Origin of the sequence: Xylanimonas ulmi, assembly GCF_004216535.1 — a bacterium.
GTDB lineage: Bacteria > Actinomycetota > Actinomycetes > Actinomycetales > Cellulomonadaceae > Xylanimonas > Xylanimonas ulmi.
In genome coordinates, this window is sequence record NZ_SGWX01000001.1 from 1,157,268 (window position 1) to 1,180,643 (window position 23,376).

The window sequence follows — 23,376 nt, forward strand, 5'->3', positions numbered from 1 at the left end:
GGGTTGAGCTCGCGACGGGTCAGGCCGAGACGAACGCCAGTGCTCGGGCCGGCGAGCCGGTTCCGCCGACGATCGGCAGCGGTGCGGCGACGATCACGGCGCCTGTCGCCGGCAGCCGATCCAGGTTCTGCAGCTGGGTGAGGCCGAACTTGTTGGCGCCCAAGAGGTAGTGGTGCGCGGGGAACGGCGGCTCCATCCCGCCAGCCTGTCCCGCGTCGATGCCGACCGTCTCAACCGCGAGGCCGGTGATGGGCGAGGCGGCCAGCCACCGCGCGGCGGCGGGGGAGACGCCCGGGGTGTGCGGACCGGCGTCGTCGGCGTTGGCGAAGGCGTCGGCGTCCTGGTTGAACGCGCTCCAGCCGGTGCGGAGCACCAGCCAGGCGCCCTCGGGGAGAGGGCCGTGCTCGGCAGTGTGCTTGTCGAGGTGCACCGGCTCGAGGAGGAAGTCCGGGTTCTCGGCCACCTCGTCGCGCACATCGAGCACGACCGCGGGGCCGACCAGGCGCGAGGGCTCGATCGCGTCGACCGAGAGCCCGTCGCGGCCGGTTGCCCAGTGCACGGGCGCGTCGAGGTGGGTGCCCGTGTGCTCACCTGTGTGGATGTTGTTCCATCCCCACGCGGGACCCCTCTCGTCGAAGTCGCTGACGGCCTCCAGCGAGAGCGGGATCGTGTTCGCGAAGGGGGCTGGCAGACGCAGGACCGGGGTCTGGGGGGACAGCGGTGCGGTGAGATCGACGATCTCGACCTCTCCCGACGACAGACCGGCCAGCAGGGCTTCGATGACAGACATGGGTGCAGCCTTTCGGTGAGCGGAGCGTGAGCGCGATCACGTATTGGCGTCAGAACCTAGGTCTCCCGGACGCGATCGGCTATCCGCTGGGCGCATCGATGAGCCGGATCGCGCGGTGGGCTCGCCGTCACTCCTGTCAGCGCGAGCGGCCGAGGGTCTCGCTGGGCGACTCGCCGAACGCCGCACGGTAGTCGGCTGAGAATCGCCCGAGGTGCCCCACCCCCCAGCGGTGCGCGGCCTGCGCGACGGACTGCGCGCTGCCGTCGATGAGGCACTCCCGGACGCGCTGCAGCCGGGCGTGGCGCATGTGAGCCATCGGTGTGGTGCCGAGATGGGTTCGAAAGCCCTCCTGGAGCGTTCGCACGGACACTCCCACCGTCTCGGCGATATCGGGGGTGCGCAGCGGCTCGGCGCAGTGATCCTCGATCAGGCGGGCCGCACGGCGGATGATCCGACCGGAGGCCATGGCGCCGGCCGGCGCAGTTCGGCCCGCTTCGGCGAGTGATGCGATGAGCCCGTCGACGACTGCGAGCTGGAGCGCGCGGGTCGTGACGGGGGAGCGGCTCAGCCCGTCGTCGCGGTCGAGGTCGCTCACGACGAGGCTGACAAGGCTGCGCCAGGTGCGGCCAGCGCCGCTGCCTGTGTCGAACACGCTCGCCGACCAGCGTGGCAGCGCCGTCCCGCACGCCGCCGCGACCGCAAGTCGCTCGTGCAGCAACGGCGTCGCGATGCGGACCATGAGGCGGGGATTGCCCGCGGAGTAGCGCATACGGACGGTCTCTCCCGGCGCCGTGACGACGGCGCTGCGCGCGGTGGCCTTGACGGCGCGCACTCCCGTCTGGACCACCGTCAAGCCTGCGAGGGGGAGTTGCACCAAGCAGAACCCCAGGTGCTCGGCGGTGACCTCGACCTCGGTTCCGTAGTCGATGTAGTGCAGGCTGACCTGGTCGAGCCCTGCCGCGTTGTGCTGAGCCTGGAACGCCCCCGGATCGCGAAGCGCGGTCAGGCGATGCGGGGCCAATGACGCGGCGACCGAGGCGCGAGCGTCATCGAGGTCTGTGGTTCGCAGCAGTCCGTGCGATCCGAGCGGTGTCGCGACTCTCGCCATGGTGCCTCCTTGGTCGACTTCGGCACGTCTCTGGCCACTCCTCGCCGGCGTGTCGGCGAGGCGACGATCGTCACGATACTGCAAGGTCTGCGCGTGCTGGACAGGCCGCGACTCTCGACGGATAGCCCGGGGCGGGCAGTCGAGTCGAATATCTGGATCCATGAGTTGTGTGACACCCGCCACAATCGAGGTGACGCCCGCGACACTTCGTGGCCAGTTGGCCCGTTGGCCCACGGGCGTCGCGATCATCACGGCCAATGGCCTCAGCCGCCCGCTCGGAAAGACCGTCAACAGTTTCCACTCAGCGTCACTTGAGCCGGCGATGGTCGGCTGGTGCATCGACAAGAAGTCGAGTCGGTTTGACGAGTGGGTCGCGGTGACCGGGTATGTCGTCCATGTGATGGCGAGCCATCAGGCCGAGCTCGTCTCGCGGTTCGCAGCGTCGAGGTCCGATCGGTTCGACGGAGTCGAGACGACACCCGGGCTCGACGGCATCCCCATGCTGACGGGCGAGGTTCCGCTGCGACTCGAATGCCGGGTCGCCGGGACCTTCGACGTCGGAGACCACGTCTACCTGATCGGCCAGGTCGTCACGATGGCCGCCACCGCGCACGTCCCCATGACCCTGCAGCGTTGACCTTTCGCTCTCGAACCAACATCTGGAGGCACCCTCATGAGCATCCCCATCCTCGAGTCGGAGCACTTCCGGCTCGGCCTGTTCTCGTCGAACTGTTCCGGCGGCCTCGCGGTCACCACGATCCCCGAGCGGTGGTCGGCGTCATGGGACGACAACCTGCGTCTGGCTCGGCTGGCGGACCAGACGGGCATTGACTTCATGCTCCCGATCGCGCGGTGGATCGGATACGGAGGCGAGACGAACTTCCATGAGGGCGTGCTCGAGCCGATTCCGTGGGCGACGGCGATCCTCGCCAACACTGAGCGACTGACCGCCTTCAGCACGATCCACACCGCGTTCAACCACCCCGCGGTCACCGCGAAGCAGCTGGCCACCATGGACCAGATGGCCCCGGGACGGGTGGGCGTCAACGTCGTCGCCGGCTGGAACCAACCCGAGTACGTCGCGATGGGATCCGACCTGCCCCAGGACCACGACTCGCGTTACGCGCTGGCTCAGGAGTGGGTCGACATCCTGACCACCCTGTGGTCGCGCGACGGCCGTTACGACCTCAACGGCAGATTCTGGGATCTGCGAGGCATCGAAGCGGTTCCCAAGCCCGCGGCTCGACGCCTGCCGATCCTCAACGCCGGCTCCTCGCCGCAGGGCAAGGCGTACGCCGCGCGCAACGCCGACTTCGTCTTCACGATCGTCAGCGGCCCGCAGGAGGGCGCCGCAGTCGTCAAGGAGCTCACGGCCGCATCGGCTGCCCAGGGACGCGCGGCGGGTGTGCTCAGTCCGACGCACGTGGTCTGCCGCCCCACCCGCAAGGAGGCGCAGGAGTACCTGCACTACTACGCCGAGGAGAACGCCGACTGGGACGCGGTCGACAACCTGATGCGGTTGCAGGGCCTGCACGCGCAGTCGTTCAGCAAGGATCTGCTGGCGAACTTCCGCAGCCGGTTCGCCGCGGGTCACGGCACGTGCCCCCTCATCGGGTCACCCGACGATGTCGCGGACGAGATCGAGCGGTTCGCCAAGGCGGGATTCGGCGGCATCACGATGGCCTTCGTCGACTACGTGGGTGAGTTGGAGTACTTCGCCCAGGAGGTCATGCCGCGGCTTGTCAAGAAGGGCCTGCGTCCCGAGAGCCCCGCCTGATCGACCCGCTCGAACCACGGTCCTCGCGGTGGCGGGCATCCCGTCCGCCACCGCAGGCCGCTGAGGCGTCGATCAAGCCTGCGGCCAGAAGAGGCCCGCGTGTGAGAGCGCCGGAGGCTCCAGCGCTGTGACGAGTCGTTGGAACACCCGCGCGGCGCCGGGACCGGGCCAGTCCGGCGCCAGAACCTCCGTGGGCAGGCCCGGGTCCGCGAACGGCAGACGCCGCCACGCGTCGATCGCCTCCAAGTAGCTCGTGAACGCAGGTGCGCCGTGCGGCGTCTCGCTCTCGACGAGATCGGCGAGCGCCTCGTAGTGGTCCAGGAAGCCGCGGTAGCCCTGCGCGATCGATGCCAGGTCCCAACTCGCGTAGACGAGATCTCGCAGGTCCTGGGGGCCGTGATAGTCACCGGTGAAGATGGTCGCGAACTCGTCAAGGCCAAGGTCCGAGATGGCTCGGGCTGCTGCCGCGCGACGCCGCGCGGGAGCGATCCACATGGCCGTGCCGATGTTCCCGAAGCCCTGCGCCGCAAGGTGGGAGCGCAGTTGGTGGCGCTGTGCGCGCCGCGACTCCGGCACGCTGAAGTTGACGACGCACCACCCGTCCTCAAGAGCGGGAGCGGTCGGTGCGTCCCAGATGACGCTGTCTCCCGCCGCGAGTGTCGCCTCGGCGAGCTTGGTCAGTGAGTAGCCCCGCACGCCGCCACGGGTCTGTGGCGTCAGCCACCCCTTGCGCTTGAGCCTGTGGATGGCGGTGCGGACGCCGGGATCGTCCAGGCCGCACAGCGCGAGCAGCTCAACCGCGGCCGCGACGGGCGTCCAGGCGCCCAGCGGACGCACGACGGCGCCGAGGTAGGTCACGACGGTGCTGCGAGACTGTCGCACCGCCAGGGCGCTCGCGCTCGGATCGAGCGTCTCCACCGTCGTCACGTGACCTGCTCCGTGGCGCTCGGCGTGCGCGGCTCTCCCGCCAGATCGGTCAGGGCGCGTCGCCACGCTTCTGGCCACGGCACGCTGGCCGGGTCGTGGCCGGGTCGGCGGCCCACGCCGATGTGAACTGTCACGTACCGTCCCCGAGCCGCGCGTCGCCGGGGACGGCCCTGGAACGACTCGCCCCACACCTCGAACTCCCAGTGCATCGAGGACGTGCCGATGCGCGTGAGCGCGACCTGCGTGGTGACGTCCTGAGTGAAGGAGAGCGGGGCCTCGAAGTCCGCCTCGAAGCGCACCCGTGGACTCGTCGGGAAGTAGTCGGACAGGCCCCGCTCGACCATGAGGCGGGATTCGGCGGCCTCGACGAACCGGATGACCGTGCTGTTGTGGTAGATGCCCGCCGCGTCGGTGTCGATCCACTCCACGCGGGCGCGGGCGACACCGACGGCAATGGGGCGTTGACTCACGCGGGCACCGTAGCACCAGCGCGCCAGCGCAGGTGGGGCGACGGTTCGTCTGCGGCCAACAGCAGCCGCAGACGCGGGGGGACCTTGTCGGTGCGCGACGTCGGCGGCTTGCGTCGCCCTGCCGCCCACGGGACCGGCCACGCGGCGGCGGGCCCCGAGTAGGACTGTTCGGCCGCGGCGTGAAGCGTCCAACTCGGGTCGTACAGGTGCGTGCGACCCAGAGCGCACAGGTCCGCGCGACCGGCGAGGAGGATCGAGTTGACGTCGTCGTGCGAGGAGATCGCGCCGACGGCGATGACCGCGACGCCCGCCGGGGCGGCGACCTCCTGGCGGATCCGGTCCGCGAACGGTGTCTGATACGAGCGGCCGAACGCCGGCCGCTCGGCCTTGGTGACTTGGCCTGAGGAGACGTCGATCGCCGCGGCCCCCGCCGTGATGAACGCGCGGGCGATCTCGACGGCGTCGTCCGCCGTGTTGCCCTCGGGCGCCCAGTCAGTGGCCGAGATGCGCACCGTGACGGGGATGTGATCGGGCACGACGGCGCGCACCGCGGTGAAGACCTCGAGCGGGAAGCGCAACCGGTTGTGAAGGCTGCCGCCGTACTCGTCGAGGCGGTGGTTGGAGACCGGGGAGAGGAACGAGCTGAGGAGGTATCCATGGGCCGCGTGCACCTCGACGAGGTCGAAGCCAGCCTCGACGGCCCGGGCGGCCGCGGCGACGAAGTCGGCGACGACCTTGTCGAGGTCGGCGCGGGTGGCCTCGCGCGGCACATGGCAGCCCGGGCCGTATGGCACGGCGGAGGGTGCGACGACCTCCCAGTTGCCGTCGTCGAGCGGCTCGTCGATGCCCTCCCACATCAGCTTGGTGGAGCCCTTGCGCCCGGAGTGGCCGAGCTGGACGCCGATCTTCGCCGTCGAACGCGTGTGGACGAAGTCGGTGGTCCGTCGCCACGCGGCGGCCTGGGCGTCGGACCACAGACCGGGACAGCCGGGGGTGATCCGTCCTTCGGGGGACACGCACGTCATCTCGGTCATGACCAGTCCCGCGCCGCCGAGGGCCCGTGAGCCGAGGTGGACGAGGTGGAACTCGCCGATGACCCCGTCGGTGGCGCAGTACATGTCCATCGGCGAGAGCACAACGCGGTTCTTCAGCTCAAGCTGGCCGATCCGCGCCGGCTGGAACATCGCAGGAGCGTCCTCGTGCCCACCGTGGCGGTGCGCGAACGCCGACTGGATCCGCGCGGCGAAAGCGGCGTCGCGCTCCTTGAGGTTCTCGAAGGTGATACGGCGCGATCGTGTCAGCAGGTTGAACACGAACTGCGCGGGGTCCTGGTCGGCGTACATGCCAATGCTCTCGAACCACTCGAGCGAGGCCTGCGCCGCGCGCTGGGTCGACTCGACGACGGGCTTGCGCTCGGTCTCGTAGGCCTCGAGCGCCTCAGCGAGGGTTGGGTGCTCGTGCAGGCACGCCGCCAGAGCGAGCGCGTCCTCCATCGCCAATTTGGTGCCCGAGCCGATCGAGAAGTGCGCGGTGTGCGCGCTGTCGCCCAACAGCACGACATTGTCGTGGTGCCAACGCTCGTTGCGCACCGTGTGGAAGTTGATCCACTTGGAGTTGTTGGTGAGGATCGCGTGTCCTTGGAGCTCGTCCGCGAAGATCTGCGCGATCCGCTCGACGGCGTACTCGTCGCTGGCCCCAGGCGGGAGGTCGTCGCCCTCTGTCTTGTCAAGGCCCGCCCGGCGCCAGACCTCCTCGCGCATCTCGACGATGAAGGTCGAGCCCTCGGCCGAGTAGGGGTAGCCGTGGACCTGCATGACACCCCACGGTGTCTGCTTGACGAAGAACTGGAACGCCTCGAACACGAGATCGGTGCCGAGCCAGATGTACTTGTTGGCGCGGCGGTCCAAGGAAGGCCCGAAGTGGTCCGAGTGCTTGGTGCGGATCGCCGAGTGCAGCCCATCGGCCGCGACCACGAGGTCATGCGTCGACTGCAGCAGGTCCAGATCGGGTCCCGGGGTGCGGTAATGGACGGTGACGCCCAGCTCGTGGGCCCGCTCCTGCAGGATGCGCAGCAGCACCCGGCGCGACATGGCGGCGAAGCCTTGGCCGCCCACGGTGAACTGGTGACCGTTGAAGGTGACGTCGATGTCGCTCCACCGGGCGAACGTGGCCTCCATCCGCTCGTGGATCACGGGATCGGCGCCATCGATCCCGCCGAGGGTCTCGTCCGAGAAGACGACCCCGAACCCGAATGTGTCGTCGTCGGCGTTCCGCTCCCAGACGGTGACTTCGTGGGCGGGGTCGAGGGTCTTGAGGAGGGTGGCGAGGTACAGGCCTCCGGGGCCGCCACCGACGATCGCGGTCTTCATTCCTGGTCTCCCTTCGCGGGCGCAGTGGCCCGGATCATGCCTTCCTGGACGACGGTCGCCACATGGACGCCGTCGGCGGTGAAGAAACGGCCGGTGGCGCTTCCGCGGCCGTCGGCCACCGAGAGCGCCTCCTGGGTGTAGAGAAGCCAGCCGCCCAGCGTCGCGGGCCGGTGGAACCACATGGCGTGGTCGAGGCTCGCGGTGACGAGCCCCTCATCGGCCCACGCCAGTCCGAGCACTCGCAGGACGGGCTCGAGGATCGTGTAGTCGCACACGTAAGCGAGGGCGGCCGCGTCACGCTGTGTCTGGCTGAGTCCGTCGACCGGACGCAGCGCGTCGAAGGGTCGGATCCACACCGCCTGGTGGGGCGTGCGCCGGCCGTCCGCCGTGAGGTAGACGGGGTCGGGAGCGTGGCGGATGTCGAAGCCTCGCCCGAGGGCCCAGTAGGTCAGTGCGTCGTCGCGGACCGCGCCCGCGTCTCGTGACGCGAGGTGCGCCTGTGACGTCGAGACCGAGTCGGGTCCCGGGGCGGGAGGCATCGCCGGCTGGAAGCCGCCGCCGGGAGCTGCGGTGGCGAAGCTCGCCAGGCACACGAACACGGGCTTGCCGTGCTGGAAGCCGCGCACGTGGCGTGCGCTGTAGCCACGCCCGTCGCGCAGCAGTTCGACCTCGTAGCGGACCTGGGCGCCGATGTCGACAGGCCGCAGGAAGTAGGCGTGCGTCGAGTGGATCGACTTGCCGTCGGTGACCGTGCGCGTCGCGGCGACCAGCGCCTGCGCGACCATGTCCCCGCCGTAAGCCTTGGGCCATGGGCACCGGCCCGTCGTGGCGGTGAACGCGACGTCGAACACCTCCGCGTCGGCCGGCGTGAGCGTGAGGGCGTTCGTCACGAGCGTCGACGTCGGTGTGCGGGCGGAGACGGTCGCGGCGGGGAAGGGGGGCATCGGCGTCTTCCTTCGGAGCGTCATGCGAGCCGGATGGTGTTGGTCAGGACGCCGATGCCGGTGACCTCGGTCTCGACGACGTCGCCGTCGGCGAGCAGCGCGGGAGGCGTCATCCCGATGCCGACTCCGCCGGGAGTCCCGGTCAGGAGCACGTCGCCTGGCCTGAGCGTGGTGAAGGTGGACACATAGGCCAGGAGCGTCGCGCAGGGGAACACGAGCGCTTTGGTGTCGCCTCGCTGTCGCTCGATGCCGTTGACGCGGCAGATCACCTCGACACCGGCCTCCGGGTCGAGCTCGTCGGGGGTGACGACGACCGGACCGAGGGGGGTGGTCGCGTCCCAGGCCTTCCCCTGGAACCACTGCGGAGTGCGGCGCTGCCAGTCGCGCACGGAGATGTCGTTGGCGACCGTGTAGCCCGCGATTGCTCCGCGCGCCTGCGCCTGGTCGGCATTGCGCAGTTCGCGCCCGACGACCACGGCCAACTCGGCCTCCCAGTCGACCTCGACGCCGGCCGGGAGCCGGATGTCTTGGCCGTCGCCCGTCAGCGTGTCCGCATATTTGGCGAAGAGCGTCGGGTGGGAGGGGGTGTCGCGTCCGGTCTCGGCGATGTGGTCGCCGTAGTTGAGGCCGCAGCAGATGACCTTGCCCGGACGTGGCAGCGGCAGTGTCGGCGTGGCGTCGGCGAGCCGCGCGCCGGGCTGCCAGGCGACGTCGGCGGCCAGGAGGGCTGAGAGGTCAGCGGCGGGCAGCGCCCGCCAGGTCGTGCCGTCCTGGACCGCGGCGGTCGTGCCGTGGGGTGTGATGACTGTCGCAGCTCGCATATTGCAGTTCTCGCACGAACGTTGCACATCTGTCAATAGATGGTTAGCCTGCGGCGCATGAGCTCAGAGTTGACGCCACTGGCGGTGAACCCGGACACGCTGCCCGCGCCCCGTGGGTACTCCCACGGCACACTGAGCGGGAACACGCTCTACCTCGGCGGCCAGACCGCGCTCGACGCCGAGATGCGGATCGTCCCCGGCGGGATCGTCGCGCAGTTCCGCCAGGCGTTCGGCAACGTCCTGACCACGCTGCGGGCCTGCGGGGGTGTTCCCGGCGACCTCGTGTCGATCACGATCTTCCTGACGGACATCCCCGACTACCAGGCGCACGGACGCGAGATCGGCGCGGTGTGGCGTGAGCTGGCGGGGCCGGTCTACCCGGCGATGGCGGGCATCGGCGCCACGGGCCTGTGGCAGGCCGAGGCCCTCATCGAGATCATGGGGGTCGCCGTCATCCCCGACGAGCGGCTGATCCGCTCATGACGCCGGGCTGTCAGTCCCGGCACAACTGCACGGGCGTGCGGGCGAGCCGCGCCCCGAGCGCCTGACACGCCGAGTCGACCGCGGGGCTGGCGGCGAATCCGACCCACATGGCGATGGCGCCCGCGTCGCGCGGCGCCTGGCCGCTCGCCCACTCCGCGACCCAGCCGGTCAGCGCCCGGGCCAGCAGCTCGCCCGGGGCGCTCGCGGCGCCGCGGGGGCGGAGCAGGAGCGTCAGGCAGACGCCATCCGGCAGCTCGTCCAGCAGGAGCGCGCGGGCGACGGGGAGGTCGCGGTCGTCGACTTCGAGGTAGATCTGGCCGTACACCCACGGCGACGAGTGCTCCAGGACCATCACGATCCGCGGGATGTCGTGGAGGTCGCCTGCGAGCAGGACGTGGCGGTCGCCGGTGGGGGGCATGCGTTCCTTCGTCGAGCGCGGGCGCTGCGGGGCGGTGGTTCGCCCCGGGCTCGGACGCTCGTTCGTGCTGAGGTGTGCCTCACCTCAACACGGCGCGAGCCGTGGGCGCAAACTGCGCGGGCTGCTGGCGCGATCGGAGCGCCCCTATCATCGTCGGCATGTCGCTCGACGTGGCCGCCGCCCATCTCGCTCGCTTCGACATGGCCGACCGGATCCGGGTGACGCCGCAGTCGTCGGCGACGGTCGAGCTCGCCGCGGCGGCGTTCGGCGTCGAGCCGGCGCGCATCGCCAAGACTCTCAGCTTCCGCGGCGCCGAGCCGGGCACGGCGATCCTCGTGGTGCTGGCAGGCGACGCCCGGACACAGAACGCGGCCTTCCGCACGGCGTTCGGCGTCAAGGCGCGCATGCTCGGCGGCGACGAGGTCGAGGCGTTGACCGGCCACGCGCCGGGCGGCGTCTGCCCGTTCGGCAACCCGCCGTCGGCCGCCGTGTACCTCGACGAGTCACTGCGCCGGTACGAGACGGTCTTTCCCGCGTGCGGCAGCGCCAACTCGGCGATCGAGGTCACGCCCGACGAGCTCGAGCGCGTCACGGGCCACCACGGCTGGGTGTCTGTCGCCCAGTATCCGGGGCAGGCGGAGCACCCGGCGCCCTGACCAGCAGGCTGTCCGACGGCGGGCGCGAGGTGGGTGCCCGACGCGATCAGCGACGAGTGAGCGCGGCGGCGGCGAGCCCTCCTGGCGCGGTCACCCGTCGGCGCGGATCTCGCCCGGCGACCGATCGTTGCCTGCCACGCTCGTGGGTCTTGGGCGGGGCGGGTCGCGTCCGCCGTAACGTCGGCGTCGGGACCGCGGCGTGAGCGGCGGGCGGGCAGGAGGGACTGCCCGGTCCGGCGTGCGCCCGCGCGGCGCGTCCTGTTCTCGCACCTGGGTGCGGCGCGCGCGGGTGCTCTGCCGTCTGGAGGTAGCAGGATGAGGTTCGAAGGCAAGACCGCGCTGGTCACCGGGGCGGGATCAGGCATCGGCCGCGCTGTGGCGATCCGACTGGCCGCGGACGGCGCGACCGTCGCGGCGACCGACCTGGACCTCGAGGCGGCCCAGGCCACGCTCGCCATGGTCGAGCAGGCCGGGGGAGCGGGCATCGCGTTGCGACAGGACGTGGCCGACCCGGACGACGACCGCGACGTCGTCGAGGCCGTGGTGACCGCGTTCGGCGGCCTGCACCTGGCGGTCAACAACGCGGGCATCCCGGGCCCGAACCTGCCGATCGCCGACCTGCCGATCGCCGACTGGGACCGGGTCATCGGGATCGACCTGTCCGGGACCGCGTACTGCCTGCACTACGAGCTGCCGGCGATCATCGCCTCGGGCGGCGGCGCCATCGTGAACATGGCGTCAATCGCCGGGACGATCGCCGTGCCGCAGAACCCCGCCTACACGGCCGCCAAGCACGGCCTGGTGGGGCTCACCAAGGCCGTCGGGTCCGACTACGGGCGCTCGGGCGTGCGGGTCAACGCCGTCGGGCCGGGGTATATCGCGACGCCGCTGCTGACCGCGCTGCCGCAGGAGATCACGGCGGACGTCGCCGCGAAGCACGCGATGGGGCGGCTCGGCGAGCCCGAGGAGGTGGCCGACCTCGTGTCCTTCCTGTTGAGCGACGAGGCGTCGTTCATCACGGGCAGCTACCACCTGATCGACGGCGGGTACACGGCCGTGTGACGGCAGGGCGCGGCGGTCGGCCCCGACCGCCGCGCAACGTCGGCTGTGGCGGGTCAGTCGCCGAGGCTCTCACCGAGCACCCGCAGGACGGCGTCGCGCGCCCGCGCCGAGCGTCCGGAGCGCCGCTGGGCCACGAGCTCCACGAGCTGCTCGACGACGAGCGCCAGGGCCGCGCGCGAGGTGTGCAGCAGCTCGTCGCGGAAGGTGCCTCCCACCGGAGGAACGACCAGGGCCGTGTCCGCCAGGCGCACCAGCGGCGCGTCGGCGAACGACGTCACGGCGAGCACCTGGGCGCCCGCGTCCCGCGCGTCCGCCGCGGCCGCGAGCGTGGGCCGGCTCGACCCGGAGCCCGACAACACCAGGCAGACCGACGACGCCGTGAGCTGGCGGGCCGCGATCTGCTGCGCGAGCGGGTCGGGCACGAACTCGCACGGCCGGCCTGCCGCGCCGAGCCGCATTGCGGCGTCGTACCCCAGCGGCATCGACAGCCCCGCCGCGACGACGACGACACGTTCGGCCTCGTCAAGCGCGGCGACCGCGGCGGTCACCTGCTGCTCGGTCAGCACCGACGTCACGCGCGACAGCCCACGCGCGAACTCCTCGACCGCCGCGCGCAGCGCGCCGACAGCCGTGCCATCGCCGGTCGAGGCCTCGGCCGGCGGAGCGAAAGCGAGCTCGCGGGCGACGGCGACGCGCAACTGCGGGTAGCCGTCGTACCCGAGCGTGCGCGCGGTGCGCACGACCGACGCGCGCCCGACGCCCGCGTGGTCGGCGAGCTGCTGCGCGGTGCGCTCGACGGCCCCGGCCAGGTCCGCTGCGATCGCGTCGGCCACGCGCCGCTCGCTGGGCTGCAGCGCGGGCGCCAGCGCGGCGATGCGCGCCGACGGCGGGGCGTCATCCGGTCCGTTCCACGACACGTGCGCGGGCCCCCTTCGTGATCCGTCGGCGGATGGCGCCGGAGACGGCGTCGATCGCCATGGTCACCACGACGACCACGACGACCAGCACGCCCACGGCGTCCCACTGACGGTACTGGGTGTACCCCGTCAGCAGGTCGCCGACGCCGCCCACACCGATGACCCCGAGGATCGCCGAGGTGCGCACGTTGATCTCGAACCGGTACAGCGCGAGCGACGCGAGCTCGGGCGCGGCGGCGGGCCACAGGCCCCAGCGCACGATCGCGGAGCGCGTCCCCCCGGCGGCGCGCACGGCCTCGGCGACGCCGTCGGGCAGGGCCTCGATCGTCTCGAAGGTCCATTTGGCATGCGTGCCGACCCCGCCGATCGCGAGGGCGAGCGCGCCGGTGAACGGCGTCAGGCCGGTGACCGTGAGGATGACGATCGCGATGACCACCTCGGGCACCGCGCGCAGCACGGCGAACAGCGCGCGCAGCGGCAGGCGCAGCCACCCCGGTCCGACCCCGCGGGCCGCGGCGAGGCCGAGCGCCGTCGCCACGACGACGCCGGCCAGCGCCCCGGCCCACGCCATCTGGACCGACACCCAGGTCTGCGCCAGCGCGTAGGGCAGACGCGACCAGTCGGGGTCGGCGAACATCAGCCACAGGTAGTGCGCCACCGCGCTCGGCAGCCCCGGCAAAGCCGACCAGTCCAGGCGCAGGTGCAGCGCCGCGCCGAGCACCACAGCCGCGGTGGCGGCCTGCGCGGCCCGCACGCCGCGTCGGCGCGGGCGCGGCGGGGCGGCGACGTCGGCGCCGGTGGGCGCAAGGACGGCGGTCACCGCAGCCTCGCGCGCAGCGCGCTGGAGGCCGCCTCGATGAGCACGACGACGACCAGGATCTCAAGGATGACCGTCGCGAGGGCGTCGTAGCGGTAGAAGCCGCGCAGCTCGTCGATGAGCCGGCCGATCCCACCCGCGCCCACGAGCCCGAGCACCGACGAGACACGGACGTTGAGCTCAAGGGAGTACAGGACCTGGCTCGCGTAGGCGGGCCAGGTCTGTGGCACGGCGAGCAGACGGTTGACCTGCGCCTGCGTGCCGCCCGCGGCGTGCCCGGCCTCCAGGTAGGCGGCGTCGGCCGCCTCGATCGCCTCCGAGACGAGCTTGACGACGACGCCCAGGTCGAACAGCACGAGGGTGATCACCCCGGGCAGGGCGCCGACGCCGACCATGGCCACCAGGAGGGTCGCGTACACCAGGTCGGGCACGGCGCGCACGACGTTGAGGGCCGCGCGCACCACGTGCCGCGCCCGGCCAGGGTGGGTCGGGCGCGCGGCCCACATCGCGATCGGCAGGGCGAGGGCGGCGGCCACCGCCGCGCCGAGGACGGCGACCTCGAGCGTCTCGAGCAGCGGGCGGACGGTGCGCGGCAGGATCGACAGGTCGGGGCGCAGCAGGGCGGCCACGCGGCTGGCCCCGAAGTGCCAGTTGCGCGCGATCGCGCCCAGGTCCACGTCGATGCCGCCCAGCGCGGGGGTCAAGGCGACCACGGTGACCGCGCCGACGACGCCCAGCGCCGCGAGCGTGCGCGGCCAGGTGCGTGGGCGCGGTGGGACGGCGAGACGCGCCGTCATCGGATCCGCCCCAACCGGTCGCGCGCCTGGATGGGGCGGCCGTAGATCTCCTCGAACACGGTGTCGTCGGCGCTCGCCGAGGGGCCGTCATAGACCAGCTCGCCGCCGCGCAGCCCGATCATGCGCGTCGTGTACTGCCGGGCCAGGTCCATCAGGTGCAGGTTGACCAGCACCGTCAGCCCGCGCTCGGTGTTGATGCGCCGCAGGTCCGCCATGACCGCGTGGGCGGTGGGCGGGTCGAGGCTCGCCACGGGCTCGTCGGCGAGCATGACGCGCGGGCGTTGGCTCAGCGCCCGCGCGATGGCGACGCGCTGCTTCTGCCCGCCCGACAGGGCGCCAGCCCGGCCCCAGACCCGCTCCAGCATGCCGACCGAGTCGAGCGCGGCCAGCACCGTGTCGCGGTCGGCGCGTGTGGGCGCGCCCAGCAGGGTCCGCCACGTCGGGGTGTGGGCGACCCGGCCGACGAGCACGTTCTGGTAGACGCTCGCGCGGTCGGCGAGGTTGAAGGACTGGAAGATCATGCCGACCTCGCCGCGCAGCCGCCGCAGCCCCCGCCCCCGCAGCGCGCCGACGTCGTAGGGGCCGACCCGGACGGCGCCCTCGGTCGGGGCGACGAGCCCGTTGACGGTGCGCACCAGGGTCGACTTGCCCGAGCCCGACAGCCCGACGACGGCGATCATCTCGCCCGCCTCGACGGCCAAGGACACGTCGCGCAGCGCCGTCGTGCCCGTGGGGTAGCGGACGGTGACGTGGTCGAGTCGTACGGGCCAGGGCCCGGAGGCGGCCGGCGCCGCCTCCGGGCCCGGGGCTGGGGTGGCCGTCACTTGCCCGCGAACCGGGCCGTGACCTTGCGGGCGAGGTCGATCTGGTCGGGGTCGGCGGGAGTCCAGCCGGTCTGGTCGAAGATGCTCTGGAGCGTGTCCGGGTCGACCTTGTCGTATCCGCCCATGAGCGTGGTGATCTGGTCACGCAGGTCGGCGGGCACGTCAGGGCCGAGCACGACGCCGCCGTTGGGGTACATCTCCGACAGGCCGAAGACGACGACCTTCTGCCCGAGGTCAGGGACCTCGGCCGTGTCGATGGCCGAGCGCGCGTCCCAGTACGCGAAGCCCACCTCGGCGTCGCCGTTGTAGACCGCCATGACGAGGTTGTCGTTGCCGGTCACGGGCACCTGCTGGAGCGTGTCGACGTCGACGCCGGCCGCCTCCAGGTCGAGGACCGGAAGCTGATAGCCGGCAGGCGACGTCGTGTTGCCGAACGCGACTTTCGTGCCGGGGGTGATCTTGGCGAGGGCGTCGAGCCCGACCGGGCCGACACCCGTGTTGGTCTCGCCGTTCGCCACGCCGTTGCAGTACAGGTACGAGGCGCCGTTGGCGGCGTAGGTCGCCTCGACCGGGGTGTCGGTGCAGTACTTGTCGGCGTTGTCGACGCTCGTGAAGAACTGCGCGGCGTAGGAGGACGCGCCGAAGCGCACGTCCTGGAGCACGGGGAACGCGCCGCACTGGTCCTGGGCGGCGGCGAGCGAGCCGGCGTCGGCGATGGCGATCTGGGCCTGGCCCGAGCAGATGGCCTCGACCGCGGCGGCGTAGTCCTTGGTGACGACGCCGCGCACGGGGATGCCGAGCTGGTCCGAGAGGTAGTCGGTGAGCGGCTTGGCCGAGGTGACCAGGTCGCCCACCTGCTCGTTGGGGATGAGGGCGAGGGTCAGCTCCGCGGGCGGCTCGGCGTCGGAGTCTGCGTCGGCGGTGGCGGAGGGGCTGCAGCCCGCCAGGGTCAGGGCCAGGGCTGCGATGGCGAGCGCACCCGGCGCGAACAGGGTCTTGCGCATGTCCGTCATGCCTTTCGGTCAAGGGGGTCGACGTCGGCGGGCGCCGACGGTCCTTCGGCCGCGGTCGCGGCCCAAGAGTGGAGGTCGCCGTACAGGGCGGCGAGGCTCGGCCCGCGCAGTGTCGCGGGGACGGCGGCGTGCGCCGCCGTCGGGCCGACCAGCGCGGTGTCGGCGCCGAGCGCTCGGGCGGGCTCCAGGTCGTAGGCCCACACGTCGCCCACGCTGAGCACGGGGCCGGCGGTCAGGTGGTGGGCGACGACGGCGGCCAATCCGGCGGGCTTGCCGACCGCGAAGTGGCGCTCGGCCAGGTGAGGGGCCGCGCCGATGGCGTCGAGCACGCGCTCGACGCCGGTGGGCGGGGCATTGGTCGCGAGCACGAGGCGGGCGTGGGAGCGCAGGGCGGCCAGGAAGTCGGCGAGCCCGGGCGGGCCGGAGACGGGCGCCGCGTCAGTGCCGAGGTCGTCGCGGCTGGCGAGGTAGGCGTCGGTGAGCACCGACTCGGGCACGGCGTGGGCGAGCGCGACCTGCCGGACGGCGTCGTACCCGTCCCAGAAGGCCTCGTCGCCGACCGCGGCGCGCTCGACGGCCGTCCGCGCCTGGACGAGCAGGCGCGGGTCGGCGACGGCGGCGGCCACGCGCCGCGCGTAGGCGAGCGCCGGGCCGGGCCCGAGGGCGAGGGTCCCGTCGAAGTCGAGGACGACGGTCGGCAGCATCTGCCCGCCTCTCGTGTGGACGATGCGGCCAAGGTAGTGGAGGCATGTGGACGGATAGGCCACAGGCGCGTGAACTTCTGATGTCGTCGCGGTCACGACTGTCGCCGAGAGAAACCCATTTCGCCCCGATTGGTTCTGCTTGAAACCGATTGAACGCGCCATCGATGCGACATGGAGATGACACCAGGCATAACCGGGCGTAGAACAGAACCAAGCAAAAGAGATCACCGCCTCGGCGGAGAAGCGCGGAGTGGACGTGTACGCACAGGAGCGGTTAAGGGCGATCGCCGACCGGGCTCGCGAGCACGGGCGCGTCGAAGTCGCGGCCCTCGCGGCCGAGCTCGACGTGACCCCCGAGACGGTGCGCCGGGACCTGACCCAGTTGGAGCGGCGCGGCCTGCTGCGTCGCGTGCACGGCGGGGCCATCGCGATCGAGCGGTTCGGGTTCGAACCCGGACTGGACACGCGCCAGGGCCTGTTCGCCCCGCAGAAGCAGGCCATCGCCGAGGCTGCGTTGGCCGAGCTGCCCGACGGCGGCTCGATCATCCTGGACGCCGGCACGACCACCTACCGCCTGGCCGAGCTGCTGCCCCCCGACCGCGAGCTGAGCGTGGTCACGCACTCGCTGCCGATCGCCATCCTGCTGTCCGGGCGCCCCCACATCACGCTGCACCTGGTCGGGGGCACGATCCGGGGGCGCACGCTCGCGGCCGTCGGCGCCTGGGCGGAGCGGTCCCTGGCCGACGTGCGAGCCGACGTCGCGTTCCTCGGCGCCAACGGACTGACGGTCGAGGACGGGCTGACGACCCCCGACCTGTCCGAGGCCGTCGTCAAGCGCGCGCTCATCCGTGCGGGCAAGCGCGTCGTGGTGCTCGCCGACCACTCCAAGGTCGGCCGCACGGACCTGGGCCTTGTGGCGCCGATCGGCGACGTCGACACGCTCGTCAGCGACCGGGACCTGGACCCCGCGCTGAGCGAGGAGCTGGAGTCCGCCGGTGTGCGGGTGGTGCTCGCATGATCCTCACCCTCACCCCCAACCCGAGCCTCGACCGCACCTTCGAGGTCGACGACCTCGCTGTCGGCGAGGTCGTGCGCGCCACCGCGACCCGGAAGGACCCGGGCGGCAAAGGCGTCAACGTCGCGCGGGCCCTGGGCGCGAACGCCGTGCCCGCCACCGCGGTGCTGCCCGTGGGCGGGGCCGACGGCGCGCAGCTCGTGGACCTGCTCGCGACCTCGGGCATCACCGTGGCGCCCGTGAGGGTCGGCGGCGAGACGCGCTCCAACGTGACGGTCGTCGACGCCGCGGGGCGCACCACCAAGCTCAACGCGCCCGGCACGGCGCTGACCGAGGCGGAGGCCACGGCGCTGCTCGACGCCGTCGCCGCGGCGCTCGGCGCGCAGCCGGACGATCGCGTCGTCGTCGGCGCCGGGAGCCTGCCGGCGGGCGCGGGCGACGACTTCTACGTGCGGCTCGGCCAGGTGTGCGCGCGGGCGGGGGCGCGGCTCGCCCTCGACACCTCGGGCGCGCCACTCGCCGCGGCCGTCGCGGCGGGCGTCGCGAGCCTCGTCAAGCCCAACGACGAGGAGCTCGCCGAGCTGGCCGGGCGAGAGCTGCGCACGGTCGGCGACGTCGTCGCCGCCGCCCGCGACGTCATGCGCGCCGGCGTCGCACAGGCGTTGGTCTCGCTCGGCTCCCACGGCGCGCTGCTCGTCACCCCCGAGCGGACCTGGTGGGCCGGCGGCCCGCCGCTGGTCCCGCTGTCGACCGTCGGCGCGGGCGACTCGACGCTCGCCGGATACCTGTCCGCAGCGCACCTCGGTCCCCGCCAGGCGCTGCGCACGGCCGTCGCGTGGGGCCGCGCCGCGGTGCTGCTGCCCGGCAGCGGCGTGCCCGCACCCGCCCAGATCCATCCGGACGACGTTCAGGTCGTCGCGGAGCCCGACCCCACCACCGCTGTTGAGGAGTTGTAGGACATGCCTGCCCTGACCACCCCTGATCTTGTCGCGCTCGACGCCGCGGGCGGCGACCGCGAGGCCGTCATCCGTGAGCTCGCGTCGCTGCTGGCCGACGCCGGGCGCGTGAGCGACCTCGACGGCTTCGTCGCCGACGTCCTGGCGCGGGAGGCGCAGACCTCCACGGGCATGCCCGGCCGCGTCGGACTGCCGCACGCCAAGTCGGCCCACGTGAGCGTCCCGTCGCTCGCCGTCGGACGCGTGCCCGCGGGCGTCGACTTCGGCGGGCCCGACGGCGCGGCGACCCTCGTGTTCCTCATCGCGGCGCCCGCCGAGGGTGACCTGGCCCACCTGCGCATCCTCGCCGCGCTGGCGCGGCGGCTGGTGCACGAGAGCTTCCGGGACGCGATCCGCACGGCGCCCGACGCGGCGGGGGTCGCCCGCATCATCTCCGAGGAGGTCGTGACGGCATGAGGTTCGTCGCCGTGACGTCATGCCCCACGGGCATCGCGCACACCTACATGGCCGCCGAGGCGCTGGAGCAGACCGGGAAGGCCGCCGGGCACGAGGTCGTCGTCGAGACACAGGGCGCCGCGGGCTCGGTCCCGCTCGACCCTGAGGTCATCGCGGCCGCCGACGGCGTCATCTTCGCCGCCGACCTCGAGGTGCAGAACCGGGGCCGGTTCGCCGGCAAGCCGACGGTCGACGTCGGGGTCAAGGCCGCGGTGCACGACGCCGCCGCCGTCCTCGCCCAGGCCGTCGCCGCCGTCGAGGCGGGGCCCGCGCCCGCGCCCCCGTCCGCCGACGAGTCCGTGCCCACCGCGGCCCCGGCCACCAAGGTCGAGGCCGGCGCCTCGACGGCGACCCGCGTGCGCCAGTGGCTCATGACAGGCATCTCGTACATGATCCCGTTCGTCGCGGCGGGTGGCATCCTCATCGCGTTGTCGTTCATCCTCGCGCAGGCGGCCTGGGGCGAGCACGGCGCCGTCGAGGTCACCCAGGTCAGCGCCGACACGCTCATCCACGAGTTCTCCGTCGTCTCGGCCCAGCACTGGGCGGCGCTGCTGTTCGTCGTCGGCGGCGCGGCGTTCGGGTTCCTGGTCCCCGTGCTCGCCGGGTTCATCGCCTACGCGATCGCCGACCGGCCCGGCATCGTGCCCGGCTTCGTCGGCGGCGCCATCGCCGTCACGGTCGGCGCCGGATTCCTCGGCGGCCTCGCCGCGGGCTTCCTCGGCGGCTTCCTCGCCCTGTGGATCAGCCGCTGGCCCGTGCCCAAGGGCGTGCGCGGTGTGATGCCCGTCGTCGTGATCCCGCTGCTGTCGACGCTCGTGACCGGTGGACTCATGCTCGTGGTGCTCGGCCGACCGATCGCCGCGCTCATGGACGCCCTGACGAGCTGGCTCGGCGGCCTGTCGGGCCAGAGCGCGATCCTGCTGGGCGTCATCCTCGGCGCCATGATGGGCTTCGACCTCGGCGGACCCGTCAACAAGGTCGCCTACGTGTTCGCGACCACCGGCCTGGCGACGCCCGGCTTGGCCGCCGACGCCGCCCAGCTCAAGATCATGGCGGCCGTCATGGCCGCGGGCATGGTCGCCCCCCTGGGCATGGCCCTGGCCACCGTGGTGCGCAAGGCGCTGTTCTCGCAGGCCGAGCGCGAGAACGGCAAGGCCGCGTGGCTGCTGGGCGCCTCGTTCATCTCGGAGGGCGCCATCCCGTTCGCCGCACTCGACCCGTGGCGCGTGCTCGCCTCCTCGATCGTCGGCTCGGCCGTCACGGGCGGCCTGGTCATGGCGTTCGGATCGACGCTGCGCGCCCCGCACGGCGGAGTCTGGGTCGCGCCGCTGATCGGCAACCCGTTCGCGTTCGTCGCCGCGGTCGTCATCGGCGCGGCGGTGTGCGCCGGCGTCGTCATCGTCCTGAAGTCCCTGCGCCGCGCCCCCGTCGAGGCGGCCGAGCCCGCGGCCGCCCACGCCTGACCCGCACGAAGGAGAACCACCATGCCCACCCGCCACGCCGTCATCGCATCGAGCTCCGGTCTGCACGCGCGCCCCGCGGCGCTGTTCACCCAGGCGGTCGCCGCCAGCGGTGTCCCGGTGACCCTCACGGTCGGCGACGGCGCGCCCATCGACGCGTCGAGCATCCTCATGGTCATGGCGCTCGGCGTGGCGCAGGGCGCGCACGTGCGTCTCGACGCCGACGGCCCGGACGCCGAGCGCGTGCTCGACGAGCTGGTCGCGCTGCTGGAGACCGACCTCGACGCGCCGCAGGCCACCCCGTGACGGCACTCGCCACCCCCACCCTCGCGCCTCTGGTGGGCGTGGGGGTGGGGCGCGGGGCCGCGATCGGCCCCGTCGTGGCGGTCGCCCCGGCTCCGGCCGTCCCGGCCGACGAGCCAGCCCCCGCGGACAGCGCGGCCGCGGCCGCGCGCGCGACACAGGCGTTCGACGAGGTCGCGGCAGCCCTGAGCTCCCGGGCCGCCCACCTGACCGGCGCCGGCGCCGCGATCCTGGGGGCCAGCGCGGCGATGGCGTCGGATCCGGGCCTGCGCGGCCAGACGGCCGCCAAGATCGCGGCCGGGACCGGCCCGGTCACGGCGCTGACCCAGGTCGTCGACGAGTTCGCCCAGACGTTCGCCGCCGCGGGCGGCTACCTCGCCGAGCGCGTCACCGACCTGCGCTCGGTGCGCGACCGTGTCGCGGCCCGCCTGCTCGGTCAGCCCGAGCCCGGCGTGCCGGCGCTCACACGTCCCAGCGTCGTCGTCGCCGAGGATCTGTCGCCGGTCGACACCGCGGCCCTCGACATGTCGCTCGTGCTGGCCATCGCCACCGACCGCGGCGGGCCCACGTCGCACACCGCGATCATCGCCGGCCAGCACGGCATCCCCTGCGTCATGCGGGCCGAGGGCGCCAGCGGTCTGCCGGCGGGCGCGGTCGTGGCGGTCGACGCCGCCGCCGGCACCGTCATCCCCGAGCCGGGACCGCAGGTCGCCGAGGCGTTCCGCCGCCGCGGCGAGGTGGCCCGCGCCCTCGCGCAGGACTCCTCGCCCGGCGCGCTCGCCGACGGCAACCCGCTCGCGCTGCTGGCCAACGTGGGCACGCCCGGCGCCGCAGCCCACGCCGCCGGCCAGTCGGTCGAGGGCGTCGGGCTGCTGCGCACCGAGGCGCTGTTCCTCGGACGGGCGACGCCCCCCTCACACGCCGAGCAGGCGGCGGCCTATGCCGCGGTGCTCACCTCGTTCGGGGAGCGCAAGGTCGTCATCCGCACCCTCGACGCCGGGGCCGACAAGCCGCTGGCGTTCGCGGCCATGCCCGCGGAGGAGAACCCCGCCCTCGGGGTGCGGGCCTACCGGCTCGTGCGCACCCGCCCGAGCCTGCTCGACACGCAGTTGGGCGCCATCGCCGACGCCGCGGCGATGACCGGTCGCATGCCGTGGGTCATGGCGCCGATGATCGCCACGCCCGCCGAGGCGCGCGACTTCGCGCGTCGCGCCCGCTCCCACGGGCTGCCCACCGTGGGCGTCATGGTCGAGGTCCCCGCGGCCGCATTGCGCGCCGACGCGATCCTGGCCGAGGTCGACTTCGTCTCGATCGGCGTTGACGACCTGGCCCAGTACACGATGGCGGCCGACCGTCTGCGCGATGAGCTCGCCGACCTGGTCGACCCGTTCTGGCCGCCCGTGCTCGACCTCGTCGCCGCGACCGCCGCAGCGGGGGAGCGGTGCGGCAAGCCCGTGGGGGTGTGCGGTGAGTCGGCGTCTGACCCGGTCATGGCGGTGGTGCTCGCCGGGCTCGGCGTCACCTCGCTGTCGATGGGACCGACCGCGGTTCCCGCGGTGCGTTACGCGCTCTCGCGGCACACCGAGCAGGAGGTCCGCGACGTCGCCGACGCGGCGCGCAGCGCGGACGGGGCGCCGCAGGCGCGAGCCGCGGCGCTCGCGGCGATGAGCCCCGACGTCGTCGAGGCGCTCACGCTGTAGGGCGCGACGGCGCCCCGCCGCGGGCTCGACCCTCACGGCGCGCAGGCGACGATCACCGGGTCGTTGAAGCGCTGCCCGATGGTGATGCGCGCCGAGTCCAGGTCGACGCCGTTCGCGTCGGAGACCACGACGTATGCCGGCGTCAGCGGCTCGGTCGCCCGCCATCCAGTGGCGGCGATCGTGACGTTGGAGATGTTGTACCTGGGGTGATACCCGGAGGTGTTGTCGCTCGACAGCGGGTAGCGCACGCCGTCGACGAGCAGGTACTCGGTGTAGGTGGACTCGAGCGGCTGGATGCTCGCCAGGAGCGGCCAGTAGATCGTGATGTGGTAGTCACCCTCGTCGGGGTCGAAGTTCTCGCACACGGCGGTGCCCGTGCTCACCGGAGGCTCCGCGGTGGGGGTGGGGCCGGTCCACGTCAGCACCGCCGTCGGGCCAAAGACGGCGACCTCCTGGGTCCACAGCGCGCCACTGACTCCCGTGCCGAAGGCGATCGCGCCGACGGCGATCGCGCTCACGCACAGCCCCGCGACAGCCCTGCCGCGCACCG

At 72.8% G+C, this 23,376-nt stretch carries 26 protein-coding genes; 11 read left to right on the top strand and 15 right to left on the bottom strand.

Annotated features, from left to right (window positions below):
* Positions 1-19 precede the first annotated feature (19 nt).
* Entirely contained in the window at positions 20-790 is a 771-nt protein-coding gene (locus EV386_RS05265; RefSeq protein WP_130412973.1) for a cyclase family protein, read from the bottom strand.
* 136 nt (positions 791-926) lie between these two features.
* Positions 927-1,898 carry an AraC family transcriptional regulator gene (locus EV386_RS05270; protein ID WP_165399853.1) on the bottom strand — a complete coding sequence of 324 codons (972 nt, stop codon included), beginning with the start codon at positions 1,896-1,898 and terminating at the stop codon, positions 927-929.
* Positions 1,899-2,067: 169 nt separating this feature from the next.
* Here EV386_RS05270 and EV386_RS05275 point away from each other — a divergent pair, with 169 nt between their 5' ends.
* Both EV386_RS05275 and EV386_RS05280 read left to right on the top strand, forming a co-directional pair.
* A complete protein-coding gene (locus tag EV386_RS05275; RefSeq protein ID WP_165399854.1) occupies positions 2,068-2,535 on the top strand; it encodes a flavin reductase family protein in 468 nt (155 codons plus the stop codon).
* Positions 2,536-2,571: 36 nt separating this feature from the next.
* On the top strand, positions 2,572-3,675 hold the full coding sequence (locus EV386_RS05280; RefSeq protein ID WP_130412977.1) for an LLM class flavin-dependent oxidoreductase: 1,104 nt from the start codon (positions 2,572-2,574) through the stop codon (positions 3,673-3,675).
* Between the two features lie 72 nt (positions 3,676-3,747).
* On the opposite strand, the gene EV386_RS05285 is transcribed toward EV386_RS05280, so the two are convergent.
* From EV386_RS05285 to EV386_RS05305, 5 genes are read right to left on the bottom strand one after another with little or no spacing between them, the layout of a single operon-like run.
* Positions 3,748-4,602: a PaaX family transcriptional regulator gene (locus EV386_RS05285; RefSeq protein WP_207216476.1), complete on the bottom strand. Its 855-nt coding sequence runs from the start codon at positions 4,600-4,602 to the stop codon at positions 3,748-3,750.
* Positions 4,599-5,072: an acyl-CoA thioesterase gene (locus EV386_RS05290; RefSeq protein ID WP_130412979.1), complete on the bottom strand. Its 474-nt coding sequence runs from the start codon at positions 5,070-5,072 to the stop codon at positions 4,599-4,601. Before EV386_RS05290 ends, EV386_RS05285 begins: the two co-directional genes overlap by 4 nt.
* Positions 5,069-7,441, bottom strand: a complete 2,373-nt coding sequence (locus EV386_RS05295; RefSeq protein WP_130412981.1) for a bifunctional salicylyl-CoA 5-hydroxylase/oxidoreductase — start codon at positions 7,439-7,441, stop codon at positions 5,069-5,071. The genes EV386_RS05290 and EV386_RS05295 overlap by 4 nt, the downstream gene beginning before the upstream one ends.
* Entirely contained in the window at positions 7,438-8,385 is a 948-nt protein-coding gene (locus EV386_RS05300; protein ID WP_130412983.1) for an acyl-CoA thioesterase, read from the bottom strand. The genes EV386_RS05295 and EV386_RS05300 overlap by 4 nt, the downstream gene beginning before the upstream one ends.
* Positions 8,386-8,405: 20 nt before the next feature.
* Positions 8,406-9,206 (bottom strand): fumarylacetoacetate hydrolase family protein, encoded by an 801-nt coding sequence (locus EV386_RS05305; protein WP_130412985.1) that lies wholly within the window; start codon positions 9,204-9,206, stop codon positions 8,406-8,408.
* Between the two features lie 57 nt (positions 9,207-9,263).
* Between EV386_RS05305 and EV386_RS05310 the strand changes: the two genes are divergently transcribed.
* Positions 9,264-9,689: a RidA family protein gene (locus tag EV386_RS05310; RefSeq protein ID WP_130412987.1), complete on the top strand. Its 426-nt coding sequence runs from the start codon at positions 9,264-9,266 to the stop codon at positions 9,687-9,689.
* A 10-nt stretch (positions 9,690-9,699) separates the two neighbouring features.
* Here the strand turns inward: EV386_RS05310 and EV386_RS05315 are convergent, their stop codons facing one another.
* Positions 9,700-10,107 carry a hypothetical protein gene (locus tag EV386_RS05315; protein WP_130412989.1) on the bottom strand — a complete coding sequence of 136 codons (408 nt, stop codon included), beginning with the start codon at positions 10,105-10,107 and terminating at the stop codon, positions 9,700-9,702.
* 158 nt (positions 10,108-10,265) lie between these two features.
* Here EV386_RS05315 and EV386_RS05320 point away from each other — a divergent pair, with 158 nt between their 5' ends.
* The gene (locus EV386_RS05320; RefSeq protein ID WP_130412991.1) at positions 10,266-10,763 is read left to right on the top strand and encodes a YbaK/EbsC family protein; all 498 of its coding nucleotides are present in this window, start codon (positions 10,266-10,268) and stop codon (positions 10,761-10,763) included.
* A 315-nt stretch (positions 10,764-11,078) separates the two neighbouring features.
* Positions 11,079-11,825: an SDR family NAD(P)-dependent oxidoreductase gene (locus EV386_RS05325; protein WP_130412993.1), complete on the top strand. Its 747-nt coding sequence runs from the start codon at positions 11,079-11,081 to the stop codon at positions 11,823-11,825.
* 53 nt (positions 11,826-11,878) lie between these two features.
* Here the strand turns inward: EV386_RS05325 and EV386_RS05330 are convergent, their stop codons facing one another.
* From EV386_RS05330 to EV386_RS05355, 6 genes are read right to left on the bottom strand one after another with little or no spacing between them, the layout of a single operon-like run.
* Entirely contained in the window at positions 11,879-12,742 is an 864-nt protein-coding gene (locus EV386_RS05330) for a MurR/RpiR family transcriptional regulator (RefSeq protein WP_130412995.1), read from the bottom strand.
* On the bottom strand, positions 12,720-13,562 hold the full coding sequence (phnE, locus tag EV386_RS05335) for a phosphonate ABC transporter, permease protein PhnE (RefSeq protein ID WP_130412997.1): 843 nt from the start codon (positions 13,560-13,562) through the stop codon (positions 12,720-12,722). The genes EV386_RS05330 and phnE (EV386_RS05335) overlap by 23 nt, the downstream gene beginning before the upstream one ends.
* Positions 13,559-14,356: a phosphonate ABC transporter, permease protein PhnE gene (gene phnE / locus EV386_RS05340; RefSeq protein ID WP_130412999.1), complete on the bottom strand. Its 798-nt coding sequence runs from the start codon at positions 14,354-14,356 to the stop codon at positions 13,559-13,561. Before phnE (EV386_RS05340) ends, phnE (EV386_RS05335) begins: the two co-directional genes overlap by 4 nt.
* Positions 14,353-15,180 carry a phosphonate ABC transporter ATP-binding protein gene (gene phnC / locus EV386_RS05345; RefSeq protein ID WP_130413001.1) on the bottom strand — a complete coding sequence of 276 codons (828 nt, stop codon included), beginning with the start codon at positions 15,178-15,180 and terminating at the stop codon, positions 14,353-14,355. The genes phnE (EV386_RS05340) and phnC overlap by 4 nt, the downstream gene beginning before the upstream one ends.
* The gene (locus tag EV386_RS05350; RefSeq protein WP_130413003.1) at positions 15,177-16,184 is read right to left on the bottom strand and encodes a phosphate/phosphite/phosphonate ABC transporter substrate-binding protein; all 1,008 of its coding nucleotides are present in this window, start codon (positions 16,182-16,184) and stop codon (positions 15,177-15,179) included. The genes phnC and EV386_RS05350 overlap by 4 nt, the downstream gene beginning before the upstream one ends.
* Before the next feature lie 5 nt (positions 16,185-16,189).
* Positions 16,190-16,897 carry an HAD family hydrolase gene (locus EV386_RS05355; RefSeq protein WP_130413005.1) on the bottom strand — a complete coding sequence of 236 codons (708 nt, stop codon included), beginning with the start codon at positions 16,895-16,897 and terminating at the stop codon, positions 16,190-16,192.
* Between the two features lie 250 nt (positions 16,898-17,147).
* Between EV386_RS05355 and EV386_RS05360 the strand changes: the two genes are divergently transcribed.
* The 6 genes from EV386_RS05360 to EV386_RS05385 are packed head-to-tail and all read left to right on the top strand — an operon-like array spanning position 17,148 to position 22,826.
* Positions 17,148-17,915, top strand: coding sequence for a DeoR/GlpR family DNA-binding transcription regulator (locus EV386_RS05360; protein ID WP_461184287.1), 768 nt, complete (start codon positions 17,148-17,150; stop codon positions 17,913-17,915).
* On the top strand, positions 17,912-18,868 hold the full coding sequence (gene pfkB, locus EV386_RS05365) for a 1-phosphofructokinase (RefSeq protein ID WP_130413007.1): 957 nt from the start codon (positions 17,912-17,914) through the stop codon (positions 18,866-18,868). Before EV386_RS05360 ends, pfkB begins: the two co-directional genes overlap by 4 nt.
* A 3-nt stretch (positions 18,869-18,871) precedes the next feature.
* On the top strand, positions 18,872-19,324 hold the full coding sequence (locus EV386_RS05370) for a PTS sugar transporter subunit IIA (protein WP_130413009.1): 453 nt from the start codon (positions 18,872-18,874) through the stop codon (positions 19,322-19,324).
* Positions 19,321-20,826 (top strand): PTS fructose transporter subunit IIC, encoded by a 1,506-nt coding sequence (locus EV386_RS05375; RefSeq protein ID WP_130413011.1) that lies wholly within the window; start codon positions 19,321-19,323, stop codon positions 20,824-20,826. Before EV386_RS05370 ends, EV386_RS05375 begins: the two co-directional genes overlap by 4 nt.
* Positions 20,827-20,847: 21 nt before the next feature.
* Positions 20,848-21,129 carry an HPr family phosphocarrier protein gene (locus tag EV386_RS05380; RefSeq protein WP_130413013.1) on the top strand — a complete coding sequence of 94 codons (282 nt, stop codon included), beginning with the start codon at positions 20,848-20,850 and terminating at the stop codon, positions 21,127-21,129.
* Positions 21,126-22,826 carry a putative PEP-binding protein gene (locus EV386_RS05385; protein ID WP_130413015.1) on the top strand — a complete coding sequence of 567 codons (1,701 nt, stop codon included), beginning with the start codon at positions 21,126-21,128 and terminating at the stop codon, positions 22,824-22,826. Before EV386_RS05380 ends, EV386_RS05385 begins: the two co-directional genes overlap by 4 nt.
* Before the next feature lie 32 nt (positions 22,827-22,858).
* Here the strand turns inward: EV386_RS05385 and EV386_RS05390 are convergent, their stop codons facing one another.
* Positions 22,859-23,374, bottom strand: a complete 516-nt coding sequence (locus EV386_RS05390) for a hypothetical protein (protein ID WP_130413017.1) — start codon at positions 23,372-23,374, stop codon at positions 22,859-22,861.
* Between the last annotated feature and the right edge of the window lie 2 nt (positions 23,375-23,376).